General features: G+C 47.3%; 16 protein-coding genes. 2 read left to right on the forward strand and 14 right to left on the reverse strand.

Features of this window, described 5'->3' with window-relative positions; all coding sequences use genetic code 11:
* Positions 1–120 precede the first annotated feature (120 nt).
* The 4 genes from DFP97_RS25400 to DFP97_RS25415 form a co-directional block, all read right to left on the reverse strand.
* The gene (locus tag DFP97_RS25400) at positions 121–1,005 is read right to left on the reverse strand and encodes a transglutaminase family protein (RefSeq protein ID WP_114383476.1); all 885 of its coding nucleotides are present in this window, start codon (positions 1,003–1,005) and stop codon (positions 121–123) included.
* A complete protein-coding gene (locus DFP97_RS25405) occupies positions 1,002–1,997 on the reverse strand; it encodes an alpha-E domain-containing protein (RefSeq protein ID WP_114383477.1) in 996 nt (331 codons plus the stop codon). The genes DFP97_RS25400 and DFP97_RS25405 overlap by 4 nt, the downstream gene beginning before the upstream one ends.
* A gap of 18 nt (positions 1,998–2,015) precedes the next feature.
* Positions 2,016–3,473: a circularly permuted type 2 ATP-grasp protein gene (locus tag DFP97_RS25410; protein WP_114383478.1), complete on the reverse strand. Its 1,458-nt coding sequence runs from the start codon at positions 3,471–3,473 to the stop codon at positions 2,016–2,018.
* 544 nt (positions 3,474–4,017) lie between these two features.
* Complete coding sequence (locus tag DFP97_RS25415) at positions 4,018–5,913, reverse strand: PrkA family serine protein kinase (protein WP_114383479.1); 1,896 nt, start codon at positions 5,911–5,913, stop codon at positions 4,018–4,020.
* A 242-nt stretch (positions 5,914–6,155) separates the two neighbouring features.
* Between DFP97_RS25415 and DFP97_RS25420 the strand changes: the two genes are divergently transcribed.
* Positions 6,156–6,881: a DUF2161 family putative PD-(D/E)XK-type phosphodiesterase gene (locus tag DFP97_RS25420; RefSeq protein ID WP_114383480.1), complete on the forward strand. Its 726-nt coding sequence runs from the start codon at positions 6,156–6,158 to the stop codon at positions 6,879–6,881.
* Here the strand turns inward: DFP97_RS25420 and DFP97_RS25425 are convergent.
* The 3 genes from DFP97_RS25425 to trmL all read right to left on the reverse strand — a co-directional run bounded on the left by DFP97_RS25425 (position 6,865) and on the right by trmL (position 9,286).
* Complete coding sequence (locus DFP97_RS25425) at positions 6,865–8,061, reverse strand: aminotransferase-like domain-containing protein (protein WP_114383481.1); 1,197 nt, start codon at positions 8,059–8,061, stop codon at positions 6,865–6,867. The two genes, DFP97_RS25420 and DFP97_RS25425, sit on opposite strands and share 17 nt — an antisense overlap.
* A gap of 335 nt (positions 8,062–8,396) precedes the next feature.
* Entirely contained in the window at positions 8,397–8,645 is a 249-nt protein-coding gene (locus tag DFP97_RS25430; protein WP_114383482.1) for an AbrB/MazE/SpoVT family DNA-binding domain-containing protein, read from the reverse strand.
* A gap of 176 nt (positions 8,646–8,821) precedes the next feature.
* Entirely contained in the window at positions 8,822–9,286 is a 465-nt protein-coding gene (gene trmL, locus DFP97_RS25435) for a tRNA (uridine(34)/cytosine(34)/5-carboxymethylaminomethyluridine(34)-2'-O)-methyltransferase TrmL (protein WP_114383483.1), read from the reverse strand.
* 149 nt (positions 9,287–9,435) lie between these two features.
* Here trmL and DFP97_RS25440 point away from each other — a divergent pair, with 149 nt between their 5' ends.
* Positions 9,436–10,152 carry a response regulator transcription factor gene (locus tag DFP97_RS25440; protein ID WP_114383484.1) on the forward strand — a complete coding sequence of 239 codons (717 nt, stop codon included), beginning with the start codon at positions 9,436–9,438 and terminating at the stop codon, positions 10,150–10,152.
* A gap of 95 nt (positions 10,153–10,247) precedes the next feature.
* On the opposite strand, the gene serC is transcribed toward DFP97_RS25440, so the two are convergent.
* The 7 genes from serC to DFP97_RS25475 form a co-directional block, all read right to left on the reverse strand.
* Positions 10,248–11,333 carry a 3-phosphoserine/phosphohydroxythreonine transaminase gene (gene serC, locus DFP97_RS25445; RefSeq protein ID WP_114383485.1) on the reverse strand — a complete coding sequence of 362 codons (1,086 nt, stop codon included), beginning with the start codon at positions 11,331–11,333 and terminating at the stop codon, positions 10,248–10,250.
* A 213-nt stretch (positions 11,334–11,546) separates the two neighbouring features.
* Complete coding sequence (glnA, locus tag DFP97_RS25450) at positions 11,547–12,971, reverse strand: type I glutamate--ammonia ligase (RefSeq protein WP_114383486.1); 1,425 nt, start codon at positions 12,969–12,971, stop codon at positions 11,547–11,549.
* Positions 12,972–13,216: 245 nt separating this feature from the next.
* Entirely contained in the window at positions 13,217–14,278 is a 1,062-nt protein-coding gene (aroF, locus tag DFP97_RS25455; protein WP_114383487.1) for a 3-deoxy-7-phosphoheptulonate synthase, read from the reverse strand.
* Between the two features lie 569 nt (positions 14,279–14,847).
* Positions 14,848–15,834, reverse strand: coding sequence for a 4-hydroxy-3-methylbut-2-enyl diphosphate reductase (locus tag DFP97_RS25460; protein WP_114383488.1), 987 nt, complete (start codon positions 15,832–15,834; stop codon positions 14,848–14,850).
* A 39-nt stretch (positions 15,835–15,873) separates the two neighbouring features.
* Entirely contained in the window at positions 15,874–17,394 is a 1,521-nt protein-coding gene (locus DFP97_RS25465) for a sensor histidine kinase (RefSeq protein WP_114383489.1), read from the reverse strand.
* Positions 17,395–17,399: 5 nt separating this feature from the next.
* The gene (locus DFP97_RS25470) at positions 17,400–18,095 is read right to left on the reverse strand and encodes a response regulator transcription factor (RefSeq protein WP_114383490.1); all 696 of its coding nucleotides are present in this window, start codon (positions 18,093–18,095) and stop codon (positions 17,400–17,402) included.
* 84 nt (positions 18,096–18,179) lie between these two features.
* A complete protein-coding gene (locus tag DFP97_RS25475) occupies positions 18,180–19,841 on the reverse strand; it encodes a S1C family serine protease (RefSeq protein WP_114383491.1) in 1,662 nt (553 codons plus the stop codon).
* Between the last annotated feature and the right edge of the window lie 107 nt (positions 19,842–19,948).

Genomic DNA, 19,948 nt, shown 5'->3' on the forward strand with positions numbered 1-19,948 from the left:
TTATATGTTCGGAATTTGATAAATTGAGAATGGGGTGTTTTTTCCGTTTCGAAAATTAAAAAGAACAGTCGACCGCGGTTTCAGAGCGGACTACTGTTCTTTTTATTGTTTGTACCATTTTCAATCCTCTAAATTCCGCACATCGACCGTTACGTGCAGCTTCTGCTCACCTGTACCGCGGTATACGCCCTTCACCGGAACAATGTCCTTGTAATCACGCCCGTGGCCCAGCTTCACGTACCTCTCGCCTACGGGGTCAACATTCGTCGGATCGAAGCTGCACCAGCCAAGACCGGGCACGAAAGCCTCCACCCAAGCATGAGACGCCTGCTCGAAATCAGAAGTTCCGCCTTGCAAATCGCCTACGAAATGATAGCCGCTCACGTAACGCGCAGGAATGCCAAGCGCCCGGCAGCCAGCAATCATCAGATGCGCAAAGTCCTGACATACGCCACGTTTGCGTTCGAACATTTCAGAGGTTTTCGTCTTCACGTTTGTCGCTTCCGGGTCATACACAAATTCGGACCGAATTTTGCCCGACAAAGCCGTTAGCCAGTCCAGCACACAAACTTGACCGCCTTCATCCGAAATCTCACCTGCAAAACGTTCAACCTCCGGCGTTACGGCCGTATACTCCGTCGTCAGAAGAAACTCCGTAAAGCGGTTAGCCGCATCTTCCGTCTTCAGCCATCCCCAACCCTGCTCAGGCGGTCGTCTGCTTAAATAGAACGCCCGCTCTTCTGCTGTTGGCGCCTGCTTCGTCACAACGGTCATAGTGGTTCTAATCGTAAGCCGCTTATGTGATCCGTTAACGGAAAAAGCATGAACCCGATTCCCGAAATAATCCTCGTAGGTGAACAAAGATGCATTCGGCTCGACTGAGATAGCCTGCTGATAGCAGGATTGCCGTTCATTCGTACTTGGAGTTAGCCTAATTTCATTGACACTGTCCGTTACCGCTTCCGCATATTCGTATTGCGTCACATGTGAAATACTCAGCTTCATGCGCTTGCCTCTCCCATCCGAAAAAAGGTTTTAGCGAATGCCAGTCCCAGCTGCTGGCAGGCATCAAGCAAATGAGTGACGATTGCTCCATTTCGGTCAATAACCATATCCTCGTGTTCCAAGCATGCCAAATCGGCCTTCACCTTGCCCACTTGACGGATAACTCTCTCATGCGCCGTCCGAAGCTGTTTATCCTGAAACTCGATATGTCTCATATGATCGTCTAACGTATGGAGTGCAAAATGAAGGGATCTTGGGAACACACCGTTCAATACAACGAATTCAACGATTGCTTCAACCGATATTCCATCCGCATAATAGCGGCGGAATGCCTGATAACCGCTTACCGAACGCAATACAGCCTGTAAATATGGATAGGCATTCGCGCTGTTCCAGCTTTCGATGCTAGCTGCATTGCCCACCGCTTTAATGATGCGCAGCGTGTTCTCGGAGCGCTCCAAATAGCGTCCACATTCGATGAAGTGCCATTCGTTCTCTCTCGGCATAACCGATTGGCTGACACCCTGGAACAAAGCCGTCCATTCCTTGATGCGTCCAAAAAATAAATGCGGCGACTCCTTCAGCAAATCGTCCGGTTGTTTCTCCCGCAGCCATAAATAGAAGGCGTTCGTCGTATCCCACATTTCGCTTGGCACCTTCTCACGAAGTGTCCGCAGGTTGCCGCGTGCGTGGCTAACGCACGAAACTAATGAATTAGAATTATCGCGGTCCAGCGTCGTATAGAAAAGCACATCCCTCTCATTATAGGTACCATACTGCTGTTCATAGGCTTCCCTGCTTCCTAATGCATCTACGATTCTAGCCCACTTCGAGTATGACTCCGCTGCTTCACCTTCCTGCTTTCCTTCGGTATCCGCCGTTTCGTCATCGACCTGCAGGTGATAATGGACATCAATCAGCCTGGCATGATTTTCAGCTCGTTCCATATACCGACCGATCCAAAACAATGCCTCTGCATTCCGGTTCAGCATCGCATTCCCTCCTATTATTTATCGGTTAAGCACCCACGTATCCTTGACTCCGCCGCCCTGAGAAGAGTTGACTACAAGCGATCCTTCCTTCATCGCAACACGCGTTAAACCTCCCGGAATGACGTGTGTCTCCTCTCCCATCAGTGCAAATGCGCGCAGGTCAATATGACGCGGTGACATACTGCCATCAACCATTACCGGAGCACGCGACAGCTTCATCGTCGTCTGAGCGATATATCGTTCCGGTTCACGCTTAATCGCTTCGGCGAATGTTTGAATTTCCTTCGCGGTCGCGCTGGGACCGATCAGCATTCCGTAGCCGCCTGACAATGACGTTTCCTTCACGACAAGCTGATCAAGATGAGCTAATACGTAATCACGCTCTTCCTTACGCGATAAAATGTAAGTAGGGACGTTGTGTAAAATCGGTTCTTCGCCCAAATAATACCGGATCATATCCGGTACATAGGCATATACCGCTTTATCATCAGCTACTCCCGTACCAGGAGCGTTGGCAATAGCCACATTTCCGGCACGATAAGCATTCATTAAGCCAGGCACGCCTAGCATCGAATCCGGCTGGAAGGCAAGCGGATCAAGGAAATCGTCATCGATCCGGCGGTAAATAACGTCCACTTGACGAAGTCCGCGCATATCACGCAAATAAATTTTGTGGTCCTTGTACACAAGATCTCTGCCTTCAACCAGATGAATGCCCATTTGCTGCGCCAGAAATGTATGTTCGTAATAGGCTGAGTTAAAAGAGCCGGGCGTGAGCAAAACGATAAGCGGATCGCGGTTGCCATTTGGTGAAAGCGCGCGCAGCGAGCTAAGAAAACAATTTAAGCTGCGGTCAATACTCTGTACCGAGCAGGATAAATATAAATCATGGAACAGCTCGCTCATTAGCGTTCTTCCCTTAAATAAGTATGAAAAACCTGATGGAGAACGCAAATTATCCTCGAGCACAAAATAGCGACCCTTCTCGTCGCGAATTAAATCGATACCTGATGCTGTAATATATACACCGCCCGGAACATGTAGACCAGCCATTTCCGGACGAAAATACGTATTGGAAACAATCATGCGCCTTGGAATGATTCCGTCGGCAACAATACGTTGTCCATGGTATACATCGTGAATAAAAGCATTCAGTGCACGTATTCGCTGCCTAACGCCCCGATCTACACCTTCCCATTCATGCTTCGGAATAACGCGCGGAATATAATCGAAAGGAATCGTTCTCTCTAACGGTTCATTATGTGCCCCGCTATGAAGTGTAAACGTAATGCCTTCCTCCATCATTCGCTGATTAATCGCATTTTGACGAATAGCAAGCTCTGCTGGCTTCATTCTACCGAAAAGTCGATGAACGTTGTCATAGTGAGTGCGAACAGAAAAGTCTTTGTCGAACATTTCATCGTAAAATGCTTGAGAATCGTAAAATTGCGATTGCGACTGTTTGGCCGTCGACATGACAACCGCCTCCTCCATGATGGGTGCAGCACCGATATAATGCTTTTGGTGTAACCTTTCGATAGATTATGTTATATTAATGTTAAAATTCTTAACATTTTTAACACTTTTCATCGGAATGTTAGGATAATCATACTAAAATCTGAAAATTGTGTCAACTTATATAACACGAAAGCAGGAACCCTCCGCCTGAGAGAATTCCTGCTTTTTCTAAGCTGTGTATATGGCTCTCTGTAATGACGTCCAGCTCCTCACGAGGTTCTCTGAGCATTGTATGCATATTATTCAAGGATTGCGAAATCGAAACAAATGCAGAACTGAGAGTCTCGATTAAACATGTTCGTCAAAGCATGTACAACCTCCTGCATTAACAATAAGACTTAATCTTTGTATAATAGCTCACTATCACCTATTAAGCCGGTAAACATACGTTTTTTATAATTAAATTCAAATTTTCTATAACCTGACGGCTACGAAGAAAAGCCGGCGGACTATTGTCCGTCAGCTTTTCCCCATTATTCACCCGCTCATCCCGCTTCATGAGTTACCGATTTAACAAGCTGCCCACATAACGCAGCAATTCATTTCCACATACCGGGCAATATCCATGCTCGTCAATTAAACGCTTCGTCACCTCATTGATTCGCTTCAACTGACTCTCGTCAGGCGTCTTCGTTGACGTCGTAATTTTCACGATATCCTTCAGATCAGCGAACAGTTTTTTCTCCACCGCTTCCCGCAACCGTTCATGACTCGTAAAATCAAATTTCTTTCCTTTGCGCGAATAGGATGATATACGTATCAATATCTCTTCCCGGAACGCTTTCTTCGCATTTTCCGAAACGCCAATTTGCTCTTCAATCGAGCGCATGAGACGCTCGTCTGGATCCATCTCTTCTCCAGTCAAAGGATCTTTGATTTTCGCCCAGTTGCAGTATGACTCAATGTTATCCAGGTAATTTTCAAACAAGGTGCGGGCGGACTCCTCAAAAGAGTATACGAATGCCTTCTGAATTTCCTTCTTCGCCAAGCCGTCGTATTCCTTGCGGGCAACCGAGATGAAATTCAAGTACCGCTCGCGCTCTTCCTTCGTAATGGACGGATGCTGGTCGAGACCGTCCTTCAGGGCGCGCAATACGTCAAGCGCATTAATGCACTGCATATCCTGCTTAATAAGCGCGCTGGATATCCGGTTTATAACATAACGCGGATCAATACCCGTCATTCCTTCTTCAATGTATTCGTTTTGCATTTCCTTTAAATCTGCTTCCTTGAAGCCCTCTACCTCTTCGCCGTCGTACATGCGCATCTTCTTCACTAAATCCATACCTTGCTTCTTCGTTTCCTTCAGCCTGGTAAGAATGGAGAAGATTGCGGCTGCACGCAGCGCATGCGGAGCAATATGAATATGTCTCATATCGCTCTGTGAGATCAGCTTTGTATATATTTTTTCCTCCTCCGACACCTTAAGATTATAAGGAATCGGCATAACGATCATCCGTGATTGCAGCGCCTCGTTCTTCTTGTTGCTGATGAACGATTTGTACTCGGATTCATTCGTATGGGCAATGATCAGCTCATCGGCACTTATTAAGGCGAACCGTCCAGCTTTAAAGTTACCCTCCTGCGTCAGCGACAGCAGGTTCCAGAGAAACTTCTCATCGCACTTCAGCATTTCTTGGAATTCCATCAGTCCGCGATTTGCTTTGTTGAGCTCACCGTCAAAGCGGTAAGCGCGCGGATCGGATTCCGATCCGAATTCGGTTATGGTAGAAAAGTCGATGCTGCCCGTCAGGTCGGCAATATCCTGTGATTTCGGATCAGAAGGACTGAATGTACCAATACCGACCCGGTTATCCTCCGATATAAATACCCTTTCGATGAGCACATTTTCAATATCTCCGATGTATTCGGTCTGCAGCCGCATTTGGCAGGAAGGACATAAATTACCCTCGATTCGGACACCAAGCTCCTTCTCGATTTCGGGACGAAGCTCATGTGGAATGAGATGCAGCGGATCTTCATGCATCGGACAGCCTTTAATCGCATACACGGCTCCCCGTTTCGTTCTTGAGAAACGTTCCAGCCCTTTTTTGAGCATCGTCACAATCGTTGACTTACCGCCGCTTACGGGTCCCATAAGCAGCAATATCCGTTTGCGAACGTCGAGCCTGCGCGCGGACGAGTGGAAGTACTCCTCAACCAGCTTCTCCACCGCACGATCCAAGCCGAATATTTCCTGCTCAAAAAATTTGTACTTCTTGCGGCCTCCAATGTCCTCGACCCCATAAGATTCAATCATTTCATAAACGCGTGCATGTGCAGTCATGGCCGGGGACGGGTCCTGCCTTAGCAGTTCAATATATTCCTTGAATGTTCCTGTCCATCCAAGCTTCTCGCTCTCAGCCTGATATTCCGATATTCGCTTAAAAATGTCCATACCGTGCCTCCTCCCATCGCTTCCGCATTCCAGTAATCTTTCTACGCCCGGGATTGGTTTCTAGACGCTCTATCGAGTGGTGCCAACTTTTATTGAAGTATTCTATTTCTATGCTTATTCGAGTTGGAAATTGACCATTATTTTAGTGCTCCATCCATCAAAATACGACAAGCCCGCATAATCCTTTGCTATAATAGGTCTATAAAGCTTTATTAGCATTGCATGGGAAGGAGTTAGTAACCGTGGCTGTTGCACGAGAGGAAGAACTTTACAATCCTATAAAAAAGTACTACGAGCAGCTTGGCTATACAGTTAAAAGTGAAGTGCTCCACTGTGATTTGGTTGCCGTTCATACCGAGCATTCAGAGACGATTATTGTCGAAATGAAAAAAACGTTCAACCTTGCCCTGCTGCTGCAAGGCGTTGAACGTTTACGTTTGAACAGTCATGTTGTGCTTGCCGTTGAGCGGAACCGAAAAAAAAGCGGTTCCCACAATCAACGGTTCGGTGATTTAACCGAGCTGTGCCGCATGCTCGGACTCGGCTTCATGACGGTTACCTTCTTTAAGACCAAGCCACCCGTCATTGAGATGCTGTGCGAGCCAGGCGACCCGCCGCAGCGTGGCATAAGAAGGAAGAAGCAAGCGCAGCTGCTTATGGAGTTCAGAGAGCGGAGCGGAGATTATAATGTAGGAGGAAGTACCGGGCGCAAGCTTGTAACCGCCTATCGCGAGAAGGCGCTGCGCTGTGCTCACGCGCTGTATACATCCGGTCCTCTGGCGCCGCGGGAGGTTGCGGCCATTACAGGATATAGCCGAAGCGGCGAAACGTTACGCAGCAATTATTATGGCTGGTTCGATCGAATTGAACGCGGCAAATATAAGCTGCGCCCGGAAGGCGCAGCTGCATTAACCGAATACGGCGAAGTTATCGCCGAATGGGCGGCCTCGGTTAGCTCCGCGCCGTAAATTCGCCGAGCGCCTCTACAAAGCGCGCTACGCCTTGTTCGGTCCGGGCGCCCGTATTGTATGTGTAATTCAGACGGGCGGTGTTGCGTTGCGGATTCTCCGCATAGAACGAGCTGCCCGGAACAAACGCAACCCCTTTCTGGACCGCACAACGAAGCAGTGCCTCTGCATCCAAACCGTCAGGCAGTTCAAGCCATAGGAACATACCGCCTTTCGGTTTAACCCAGGTTACATCCTTCAGTGCTTGTTGCTTCAGCAGATTGTGCATCTCAAGCATACGCTCGCCGTACGATTTTGAAATCAAGCGTATGTGGTCATCTAGCTTGAAGCCGCTAAGCAGCTGGCTCAAAATTTGCTGGTCCATCGTGCTCGAATGTAGGTCTGCAGCTTGCTTCGCTTTGGCGACCATCCGGATAACACCGCTGTCTCCCATTGCCCATCCCGTTCGAAGGGCCGGCGCTACCGTTTTGGAGAATGTGCTTGTGTAGAACACAGCCCCTTTCTCAACTTGGCCATCCAGCGAGAAGAGCGTCGGGAACTGATCCTTCTCATCAAATTTAATATCTCCATACGGATCATCTTCAATAATAGGCATCTGATTTTGTTTACATAGAGAGAGCAGCTTCTGCCTGCGCTCGACGCTCCACACCCGGCCGGTCGGATTTCCGAATGTCGGCACGGCGTACAACAGCTTCGGACGATGCTCGCGTATAAGCCGTTCTGCATCTTCAGGTATAATACCGTGCTCGTCACTCTCGGCAGCAATAACCTTCAAGCCATGAAGCGCAAAAACCTGCAGACTCGCCAAATACGTCGGCCTCTCAACCAAAATCGTATCACCGGGCTCTGTTAGTACACCGATCAGCAAATCGATCGCCTGCTGCGAGCCGGTCGTTAATATCATTTGCTCCGGATTCACAATCATTTGTTTGGCCGCCATACGTTCACAAAGCTGCTCACGCAGCGGCAAATAACCTTCAGTCAATCCATACTGCAGGGCGCTTGGGCCCGCGGCAAATACACGGTCAGCCGCTTCACGAACCGCCTGAACCGGAAACAGCTCCTCTGCCGGAAGTCCTCCTGCAAACGAAATCATGTCTTTCCCTTGCGTCAGCTTCAATATATCCCTGACAGCCGACGATTTTAACTGTGCCACTCTGGATGAAAACCGATAATTCATAATGTGCGCTCCTCCTCGCAAGCTTAGATGCTCGCTTTGCTCATACTCTCTATGTTAACAATGTGTTCACAACTTTTAAAGTTTTCTTTTTGACTGGTGTTGGTTATAATAAAGACAGCTTATTGGAAGGTGTGGGGCAGATGAACTTTATTATTGTTATGACCGTGTTTGTGTTGTTCATTACGGCGATGCTGACCAGTTCGTACAATGAAGACAAAACAAAAGGACTATAAGCCGCAGCATAAGCTTATATTCAAACAAATGAAGCTTCCCGCAGAGCTCTCGGCTCATCACGGGAAGCTTCTTTTCGTTAAAATAGCAGACCGGAAAGCTGATTAGCGCTGCAGCTCCGCCATTCCTTCCATACATACTCCACATACATAACGATCCTTGAAATCACGGACATCAACCATCGAACCGCAAAATACGCATTTAGGACGGTAACGCTCCAGAATGATATGGTCACCTTGGACGAAAATTTCAACGGGATCGCCCTCGTTCATAAGATAACGTTTACGCAATGATTTTGGAAGTACAATACGGCCGAGCTGGTCCACTTTCCTTACAACACCTGCTGGTTTCATCATTTTCACCTCTTCTGTGTCTAAATTCGCAAGTCGTTTTTGAGAAACCTCTGCAGTTATAGTGTTTCGCTGGTGCCCCGGCATTTCCTTCATACATTCATAATTGCTTAATATCCTGCAAATTACCGTGGTCTTGAAGCGTAGGTATTCCAGGTTTTGTCATCCATGCAACCGTACTATTCAAGTCCTGGAAAATGATTTTGCTTAAGCGCTTCATACACAATAATAGCTGCTGAATTGGATAAATTAAGCGAGCGAACCTTATCCGTCATCGGCATTCTTATGCATGTCTCCAAATTCGCATCGATCAAAGACTGCGGCAGTCCCTTCGTCTCTTTACCGAATACGAAGAAATCACCGTCTTTGTAATCGAACTGCGAATACACCTTCGTAGCTCTAGTGCTTGCATAGAAGAAGCGGCCTTGTGGATAAAGTGAAAGAACTTCATCGAAGGAATCATGATACTCTACATGAACGGAATGCCAGTAGTCGAGTCCCGCGCGCTTCAATGTACGGTCATCCGTGTCAAAGCCAAGCGGCCTTACCAGATGCAGATGTGTCCCCGTAGCAGCGCAAGTGCGTGCGATATTGCCCGTGTTTGCCGGTATTTCCGGCTCTACCAATACGATATGAAATGGCATAGCTGTCTATCTCACCTCTCATTTTGCCTATTATACACGAAATAATCGCATATTTTTACACCCATTTTACGTAACGTTAATCCAGTGCTTAATGTCATCCTTCATAATTAGGTTTATAAACGGCGGAAAACATGAAGGAGTGTGGAACAATGCGTAAAAAGATTTTGGTCGTGGATGACGAGCCTTCCATTTCCATGTTGATTGAATTTAATTTAAAGCTGGCTGGCTTTGATGTACGATGCGTAGGAGATGGTGAAGCTGTATTTGAAATGTTAAAACCTTTTCGTCCCGACTTAATTGTTCTAGATCTCATGCTGCCCAAAATGGACGGAATTCAAGTTTGCCGCGAGCTTCGTAAGCAAAGCAATGCAGTACCGATCGTTATGCTAACCGCGCTTCAGGACGTTACAGATAAAATAGCCGGACTGGACAACGGCGCAGATGACTATATGACAAAACCATTTAGTCCGCAAGAGCTCGTATCACGGATTCAAGCGATTTTTCGCCGTGTCCAATCCTTACCCGGTGCAGTCGATGAAACCGCCTTTGATATCGGCCGCTTGAATGTGCGTGTCGAGCAGCGCGAAGTTTACATTGACGGCAAACCGGTTGAGCTTACGCCAAAAGAATTCGAACTGCTGCTATTCCTATGCCGCCACAAAGGAAAAGTACTCAGCAGGCAGCAGCTGCTCCACGGTGTCTGGGATTATCATTTCCTCGGCGACACGCGAATCGTCGACGTGCACATCAGCCATTTGCGGGATAAGATTGAAAAGAATGCCCGTACCCCTGAATATATCATGACCGTCCGTAATGTCGGCTATAAGCTGCATGGACCAGCTTTAGCTGAGAGCTCATACGCTTAACAAACGAAATACCGCCCTTGCCTTCTACGCCGAAGGTAAGGGCGGTTTTTTTAATTTTACCCTATCATTTACTAACGTTAAAGCTTAAACGGCTATTAACCGTTCCGTTTCTGGAAATCAGCCATAAATTGCGCAAGCGCTTGGCAGCTTTCCAGCGGCACGGCATTGTATGTCGACGCGCGAAGACCGCCAACGTCACGATGCCCCTTCAAGCCGATAAAGCCTTCCTGCTCCGACTCTTTAATGAACTGCTTCTCTAATTCCTCGCTGTGAATCCGGAATGTAATGTTCATGAGCGAGCGGCTTTGCGGCTGTGCACAACCAAGGTAAAAGCCGCCGCTTTGGTCGATGGCATCATAGATTAACTTCGTTTTATCGCGGTTGTATTGCTCCATTTGAGCTACGCCGCCTTTGGCTTTGATCCATTGCAGCACTAGGCTGACCATATAGACCGAGAAGGATGGCGGTGTATTGTATAGCGAGTTAGTCTTTACATGCGTATCGTAACGGAACATCGATGGAATCGTTTTTGGGCTGTCTTTCGCAAGATCATCACGGATAATGACAACTGTAACGCCGGATGGGCCGAGATTTTTTTGCGCGCCGGCATAAATCACTCCAAAGTTGCTTACATCAATTGGACGGCTCAATATGTCACTGGACATATCCGCTATCAAAGGAACATTTCCGGTATTCGGAAATTCAGTGAATTGTGTTCCGCCAATCGTTTCATTCGAAGTAAGATGCAAGTAAGATGCATTGTCCGGGACTACAATTTCCGACATATCCGGCATACGCATAAATTTGTCGGCTTCTGTAGATGCGGCGATAACCGTATCTCCTACAAGCTTCGCTTCCTTAAGCGCTTTATCAGCCCATGCTCCCGTCATCACATAAGCTCCTGCACCGCCTGGACGAATCAGGTTAAGCGGCAGCATTGCGAATTGCGTACTCGCTCCGCCCTGCAGCAATAAGACATGGTAGTTATCAGGAATACCGAACAATTCACGAAGCAGCGATTGTGCCTCGTTGTTCACCTGCTCGTACAACGCGCTTCTATGGGACATTTCCATAATGGACATGCCTGCGCCCTTATAATCAACAAATTGCTCCTGCGCTTGCTTCAGCACCTCAAGCGGTATAGCGGCTGGTCCTGCATTAAAATTAAATGCTCGTGTCATATTGGGTACCCACCTCTGTTTCATAATACATGATATGGCTATGATAGCAATTTTGAAGGGCAGCATCAAGTATATTTAACGTTTTCGATCAACAAAAAGTCGAACGTATGTCGAATTACTGACAATAAACATTCGGATTTTATACATAATCTAAAAATAAAAAAGAAAACGGGCCCCATTGGGACCCGTTTTGTGCAAATGGTAACGATCGGATTAGCAATCGTAGTAAAGGCTGAATTCGTGCGGATGAACACGGATAGATACTGCTTTAGCTTCTTGACGTTTGATCGCTACGAAGTTCTCGATGAATTCTTTTGTGAATACGCCGCTTTCAGTCAAGAAATCGGAATCTGCTTCAAGAGCATTAAGCGCTTCGTCAAGTGTTCCAGGAACGCTGCGGATTTCTTTTTTCTCTTCTTCCGGCAACTCGTAGATGTTTTTGTCGAAAGGACCGTAGCCAAGAGCAACTGGATCAAGCTTACGCTTGATGCCGTCCAAGCCAGCAAGCAGCATAGCTGCAAATGCAAGGTAAGGGTTAGCAGTGTTGTCCGGTGTACGGAACTCGATACGGCAGCCTTTTGGCGTTACAGCTGCAATCGGAATACGAATCGCTGCAGAACGGTTACCTTTCGAGAATACAAGGTTAACTGGCGCTTCATAACCAGGCACTAGACGTTTGAACGAGTTCGTGCTTGGGTTAGTGATAGCGATCAAAGCTGGTGCGTGGTAAAGCACGCCTCCGATGTAGTGCATAGCTAGCTCGCTTAGGTTTGCATAAGCACCTTTATCATAGAACAACGGGGAATCACCGTTGAAGATAGAAGTGTGAACGTGCATACCGCTACCGTTGTCACCGAACAATGGCTTCGGCATGAAAGTAGCCGTTTTGCCATATTGGCGAGCAGTGTTATGAATGATATATTTGAATTTCATCAGGTTGTCAGCTGTTTTAGTCAACGTGTCGAAACGGAAGTTAATTTCCGCTTGACCAGCTGTTGCAACTTCATGGTGGTGACGTTCTACGCGAAGGCCCGATTCTTGCAAGAGGCGAACCATTTCACTGCGGATATCTTGTTGGGAGTCAACTGGAGCTACTGGAACATAGCCGCCTTTAACTGGGACTTTGGATCCAAGGCTTCCGCCCTCTTCTTTACGGTTCGTGTTCCAAGCTGCTTCCTCGGAATCAACTACGTAAGAAGAACTATTCATTGTGCTCTCATAGCGAACTTCGTCGAAAATGAAAAACTCAGGCTCAGGCGCGAAAAACGCTGCTGTTCCGATGCCAGTTGTTTGAAGATATTCTTCAGCCTTCTGTGCGATGCTGCGCGGATCGCGATCATAGCGTTCGCCTTCAGGTGTATGGATATTACACATAACGTTCAGTGTAGGGTGATCAGTGAAAGGATCGATAAATACGGACTCTGTGTCTGGGATCATAACCATATCGGAGTTCTCAATACCACGGAAGCCGTGAATGGAAGAACCGTCGAACGCTACCCCATTTACAAAAGTATCAGCGTCAACCTCAGTTGCAGGCAGAGTGATGTGGTGCGCATGACCCATAAGGTCCACGAAGCGGAAATCTACAAACTGAATGCTGTTTTCTTTAATATTGTCCAAAACATTTTGAACTGACATTAATAATTTCCTCCATTTCCGAACATTAGCGTAGTGTTGAACATGTATTGTTCAATAATTGCTCCAAACCATGACGTTATTATAAAACTACCGTTTAACCTCCGTCAATAGCTATGTCAGGTATTTTTTGCGGGTATGTAAGGTATACTTACAAGTTTGAACAGTTGTTCACAATTCCTCCTATTCAGTCAATAAAAAACCGTGCAGCACTTGATAAATCAAGGCGGCACGGCGTATTAACCTGATTAAATTTTCCATTCCTTAAAAGCTTCAGCAGGCTGTTTCGGAGTATCGAATTGTTTGCCCACGATTGGAGCCAGCTGCTCCAGCTGCTTCAATAAGTTTGCGAATTGATCCGGGAACAGCGATTGAACGCCGTCGCCTGTCATTGAATTATCAGGATCGGTGTGCATTTCTAAGATAAGTCCGTTTGCTCCGGCTGCAACCGACGCTTTAGACATCGGCTCTACCAATTCGCGGCGTCCTGTACCATGGCTCGGATCCGATATAACTGGTAGATGGCTAAGAGATTGAAGCACCGGAATTGCAGACAAATCAAGTGTATTGCGCGTGTAAGTCTCGAACGTTCGGATTCCTCGCTCACACAGCATAACGTTAGGATTGCCTCCGGCTAAAATATACTCCGCAGCATTCAAAAACTCGTCATATGTTGAGCTGAAGCCGCGTTTCAGCAGGACAGGCGTTTGAATAGTACCCAGCTTGCGAAGCAGATCAAAATTTTGCATGTTGCGTGTTCCAACCTGAAGTATATCCGCGTATTCAGCACAAACATCTACATACTCGGGTGTCATGACTTCAGTTATCGTTAGCAGCCCGTGCTTCTTGCCCGCTTCCGCCATCATAACAAGACCTTCGACCCCTACGCCTTGGAAGCTGTATGGCCCCGTACGGGGCTTGAATGCCCCGCCGCGCAATACTTGCCCGCCTGCGGCTTTGACCAGACGCGCGATCTCATCGATTTGCTCAGGAGTCTCAACGGCACAAGGTCCGCCCATAATGACGAGATTGCTGCCTCCGATTTTAACGCCCTTAATGTCGATAACCGTGTCGTCCGGATGGAAATCACGACTTGCCAGTTTGTATGATTTTGAAATTTTTATAACATTTTCGACGCCCTTCATTTGACGCAGGTGCTCAGCCAGCGTTGGCTCCGCCTTGCCGATGATGCCGATTACGGTACGGTCCGTTCCTCTGGATACATGCGCCTGCACGCCCGCTCTTTCAATGTGGGCCACGATTTCTGTAATACGCTCTTCCGCAATGTTTGCATTAGTAATAACGATCATATGGATCACTCCCAATATAATATTATAAGTACTTGATTCTTTATGCTTCTTCCATTCGCGCTTCAACGCTTATACGCTTTATAGCTTTTATGCTTTGTGGCTTCTACGCTTTTAATCACTAAAGTAAATATACAAGAGAATGCGCCTTTCGTCAACCCATTACGAAAAAATTTACCCGGATCTGCCGAATGGATTCGGACACAGCTATAATGGATAAACACAGTAACTTTCGGCTTTTCGGCTTTTCGGCTTTTGCGTTTGCTTTATAATGGATATTCTCCAATGTAAAACGCATATGGAATGCCCATTTTCCTCAAAAGGTCCGAAATTAGCTGATTTTACTGTACGAAATCCAACTTAGCGCAACGCGCCAACCTATTTCTACTCCTATCCTGTATCGAATCCAATGTAGTCCGCTTATCCCTTCAGCGATTGATTTATCTGGAAGATCGCTAACAAGGGCTGTCCGTGAAGGTCTATAACCTTTTGGGAAAGCCCCCTCAATACGGAAACAGAAAGCTGCGAGCAAGTCGATGTATGGATATTCATTAGCTGAATCCCAATTTAATCTACTCTGACTTTTCTGCTGTTGCCGTCGCTGCCTCGGAACCCGTTGATTTCGTCCGGATATTGGGAAGAAGCCTATTCATGTTGACAGTACGGCGAATTTCCCACGTGTCCGGATTATTATGATCGTATTGCTCCAAGTAAGCGATAACCTCTTTCGTTAAAGGCGTAGGGGTCGATGCACCGGAAGTAACCGCAACACGTTCAATACCTTTTAGCCATTCCTGCTCAATCTCAGACACGTCGGAAACGCGGTAGGCTTTGACACCGGCGATCTCCTCGGAAACCTGCGCCAACCGATTGGAATTATTACTTCTCGGGTCGCCAACGACAATACAAAGTTGTGCTTCGCCCGCTTGCCCGGCTACCGCCTCTTGGCGAACCTGAGTCGCCAGACAGATTTCGTTATGAACCTCCGCAGTTGGAAACTTCTCAACCAGCCGATTTATAATATGACGGATATCCCATTGGGACATCGTCGTTTGATTCGTTATAATAATCCGGCCTTCAGGAACATGCAGCGATGCAATCTCCTCTTCCCTTTCGATCAAATGAACGCGGTCAGGAGCAACGCCAATCGCGCCTTCCGGCTCGGGGTGACCTTTTTTGCCGATATAAATAATATGATAGTCTTCCGCAGCTTTCGCACGGATCAAGTCATGTGTCTTCGTAACGTCCGGGCATGTGGCATCAACGACAGACAATCCCTTTTCACGCGCCCTTTGGCGAACCTCAGGCGATACGCCGTGCGCCGTGAAAATGACGGTGCCCTGCTCGATTTGGTCTAATATTTCAAGTCTGTTCGCGCCGTCCAGCGTAATGACGCCCTCCTGCTCGAACGCTTCTGTTACATGAGCATTGTGAACAATCATGCCTAAAATATATATCGGCCGCGGCAGCTCCAAATTTTTGGCTGTTTGCAAAGCCAGCACCATCGCATCGACGACACCATAGCAGTAACCACGAGGTGATATTCTAACAATTTCCATCTATTGCACCTGCTTTCTAACCGGATTACGATATAACCTTTACTCGGCCATTCCATCCGCTGCTTCTATTATAGTCGAATGATCCGTGTCCGAAAAGGTTACCGGGAGCCAGATCGTAAACTTCGTGCCGTTTCCTTCACGAGTCGTTACTTCTACAGAGCCTTGATGCTCATCAATTATCCATTTTGCAATCGATAAGCCGAGCCCCGTTCCGACTGTCACGCCTCTCGATTCATCCGCCCGGTAAAAGCGCTCAAAAATATGCGGAATCTCCTCCGGATTCATTCCTATGCCAGTATCCTGAATGACAAAGCCGATTTGCTGCTCTTTCCGTATAGCGCTAAGCTCGATATAACCTTGCGGTGTATATTTAAAAGCATTTTCGATGAAAATGAACAGCAATTGCTGTAAATAATTAGGATTCCCATAAACGCGGATACCGTCCAAAGGAGATAAGTCGCCCACCCTCCACTCAGCATCGCGGGGAAGCAGCTGCGCTCTGCGGACAACCTCTTCCGTCAGCGGAAGAAGATCAAGCGGCGTTTTCTCCATCGTGTAGCCGGCATCGGCTCTTGCGAGTGCCAATAAATCGTTAACGAGCGTGCTCATCCGCTTTGCCTCTGCGGAAATATCGCTCATCGCTTCCTTCGACAGATCCCATCGATCGGAGTCGAGCGGAAGCCACTCTCCGCTGTCGTTGTTCAAATTCGTTTCTTTTACCTTCGTCCACATCCGCTCCAGTAAATCGATATTGCCGCGTATCGTAGTCAGAGGCGTTCGGAGCTCATGTGAAGCATCAGACACGAATCTGCGCTGCGCCTTATAGGCTTCATCAAGCTCATTGTAGGCCGTTTCCAAGCGCGAAAGCATTACGTTCAGCGTGCTCACGAGTCTGCCGATTTCATCCTTCGGTCCAAAGGCAGGAATACGAACACTCAAATCAGAGCCTTTTTCTATTAGTTCAGTTGCTTGAATAACGCGCTCAATCGGACGCAGCGCCTGACGTGCGATGAATAAACCAACTGTAAAGGCTATAAGGACAACGACCAAGGAGGCAAAAATCAAGGTCGTGCGTACACCGGTAAGGAATTTTTCCTCATTATATGGGATCGATCCAACCTGAAGAAGCCCAACCAATGTTCCGTCACGCAAAAATACGGGGCGTTGATGAACGAGCATGTTATATTTCTTTTTGTTAATCTCAACCTGTACCTTCACAATGCCCTTCTCAGGATTGGTAGATGCTTCAGGGTAAGGGATGACTAATTCCAATTGTCCTAAATTATAAGATTGCTTGATGGCTCCTTCTTTATAATTGACAATTTGAATATACATATCCTTCTCTTCAATTCTCGATTGTCGATCCAAATCTAAATCTAGCTGATCAAAAAAATTCGTTAATCCCGTAACCACAATATTTCGGTCTTGGTCTCTAAGTTGTTCTTTTAAATCAGCAAAAGTATTCCAATTGATAAATAAATAAATGGTCACACCAAACGCAAGAAGTGTTGCCGCAAGCAACCCCGAATACCAAAGCGTAAGCCGAAGCCGGATGGACATAAGGGTTAACCTGCCTCTCCACGAAGCACATAGCCGGTACCGCGCACTGTTTGGATAAGTCGATTCTTGCCGCCTTCTTCTACCTTCTGGCGCAGCATGGCAATATACACTTCAAGCACGTTAGATTCCCCGCTGAAGTCGTAGCCCCAAATTTTTTCCATAATCGCATCACGGGTTAAGACACGGCGCGGATTTTGCATAAACAACAGAAGCAAATCATATTCCTTCGAAGTGAGCTCGATGCGGCGTCCGGAGCGTATAGCCTCCCTGGCATCCATGTCCAGAATTAAATCCTCGTACAGCAGCTGGCTGCTGCTCGATGCTTCGATTTTATCGGCTTTGCGGCGAAGCAAAGCGCGGGCCCGGGCCAAAAGCTCCTCCAGAGCGAACGGCTTGACCAAATAATCGTCCGCCCCAAGATCGAGTCCCTTCACGCGGTCAATGACATCGTCTTTGGCCGTTAGCATCATAATAGGCACTGTGCTGCCGCCCTCCCGTACCCGTCGGCAGACTTCCCATCCGTCTACCTGCGGCATCATGACGTCCAAAATGAGCAAGTCGGGTTCGGTCGTGAGAAGCACCTTTAACCCTTCCATCCCATTTGAAGCTGTTGTCACCTCATACCCTTCAAACGCTAAGCTTCTCCGAAGTAAGGATATAATTTTGTCATCATCGTCTACAACAACAATATGCTGTCTCAACTTGCTTTTCCCCCTTTATTTGCAACAAAAAACGCAGAGCATGCTGTCACTCTGCGCTTTCATTTCGATCGTTCACATTTTCATTTATTCAGCGCTGAACGTATTTTTATCGCCAATCTCAACCTGCAGATTCATTGCGTTTCCTTTGCGCACAATGTTCAGCTCTGCCTTATCGCCGACTTTTCTTGCTTGAATGGCATCAATTAAAGCTTGAGTATTGCTATACTTCTTGCCATCAATACCTGTGATAACATCAAACTGCTGCAATCCACCCAAATAAGCTGGTGAATTATAGTATACATTTTGAACTATGGAGCCTTCAACCTTATCCATGCCGAGTTGTTTAGCTATATCTTCGGTTACATCTCTCAGCTCAGCTCCAATGAACGGCACAGCCGGTTTAGGAATATCCTTATTGTTTTTCAGGTTATCTAATACTTCCTGAATGGTGCTCGTTGGGATCGCAAAGCCGATACCTTGCGCTTGCGAGCTTACTGCTGTATTTATACCGACAACCTCACCGTTAACATTTAGGAGCGGACCGCCGGAGTTACCCGGATTAATAGAAGCGTCCGTTTGCAGCAAATGCTCGTATTTGCGCTCGCCTTGGGTATCTTGAATACCGATTGGGCGTTCCTTCGCGCTTAGTACCCCGACAGTGACCGTATGGTCAAAGCCGTACGGGTTACCTATTGCTACAACCCAATCGCCGATGTTGATATTATCAGAGTTGCCAAGCGGAAGCGTTGGGAACGCCTTATCGCCTTTTACTTTAAGTACAGCCAAGTCTAGTTCGTAGCTGGAACCAAGCAGCTCTGCCGTGAACGGCTCATCATAGCCTTGAACGATGACTTTGATTTGATCAGATTCGCCGACCACATGCTGATTCGTTAAAATGTAGCCTGTAGACTCAAAGAAGAATCCGGTTCCGATACCTGATTGCTGCATTTGGCCTTGTTCGTTCTGACCGCCTTGGTCAGGCTGTGTCGTACCCGGATAATCATCTCCGAAAAATTGACGGAAAAACGGATCATCCAGTAAGCTGCCGCCGCTATTGCCGCGATTGGCCGTATTTACAAACGTTTCAATTTTGACGACCGCCGGGCTGGCTGTTTCGAACAATTGAGCGATGTTATCCGGTCTTGCCGCAACCGTGGACGCCGACGTGCTGCCGCTCGTGCCGGAAGTAGATGCCGACTTGCCGCTTGTGCTGCCCGCTTCCGTTTGCGAGGTCAGAGCTTGTTCCGACGTAAACCAATTACGTACATCCGCCGTATACATAAGTGATCCGACTACGACAACGCCGGCAAGGAAGGACATGAACACGGCCCTGAATGAAGTTCTGCGCGGCTCCCGCACTTTCCACGACCCTTTCGCAGACTGCTGTGACGGGTTAAATGACCTTATTTGCGATTGTTGTTGTGTTTGCGGCTCAGCTTGCTCAACCACTTCCCCGTGGTAGGGTACGGCTGAAGGAACTGAAGCAGTGTTTCCATAAGGCTGATCTTGGATCAGCTTCGGCTTTTCAGAATCTGAAGGTTGATTATACTCCTTACTGTCTTGCTGAGCATTTGCTTTAAATGGTCCGTAGGAGTAGTAATAAGATGGCTTAGCAGATTGCTCTTGTGACTCAGATGCTGTATGATCCTGCGAACTTGTACCGCTCTCATTCTTCTCTGCTTCATCTTGGCCCTCATTCGTACGGAAAAAATCGTCGTACCCCTTATTTTTGTTTTTATCGTCCATGTACGTTCTCCTCCTTGAATCTTATTCCATAAGGCATCCGAAGCGCTCCCTTCGAATACGTTTTAGTTGATTTAGTTCTATCATGCACATTCTACCTTAAAACAAAC

Source organism: Paenibacillus prosopidis, from assembly GCF_003337375.1.
GTDB classification, from domain to species: Bacteria; Bacillota; Bacilli; order Paenibacillales; family Paenibacillaceae; genus Pristimantibacillus; species Pristimantibacillus prosopidis.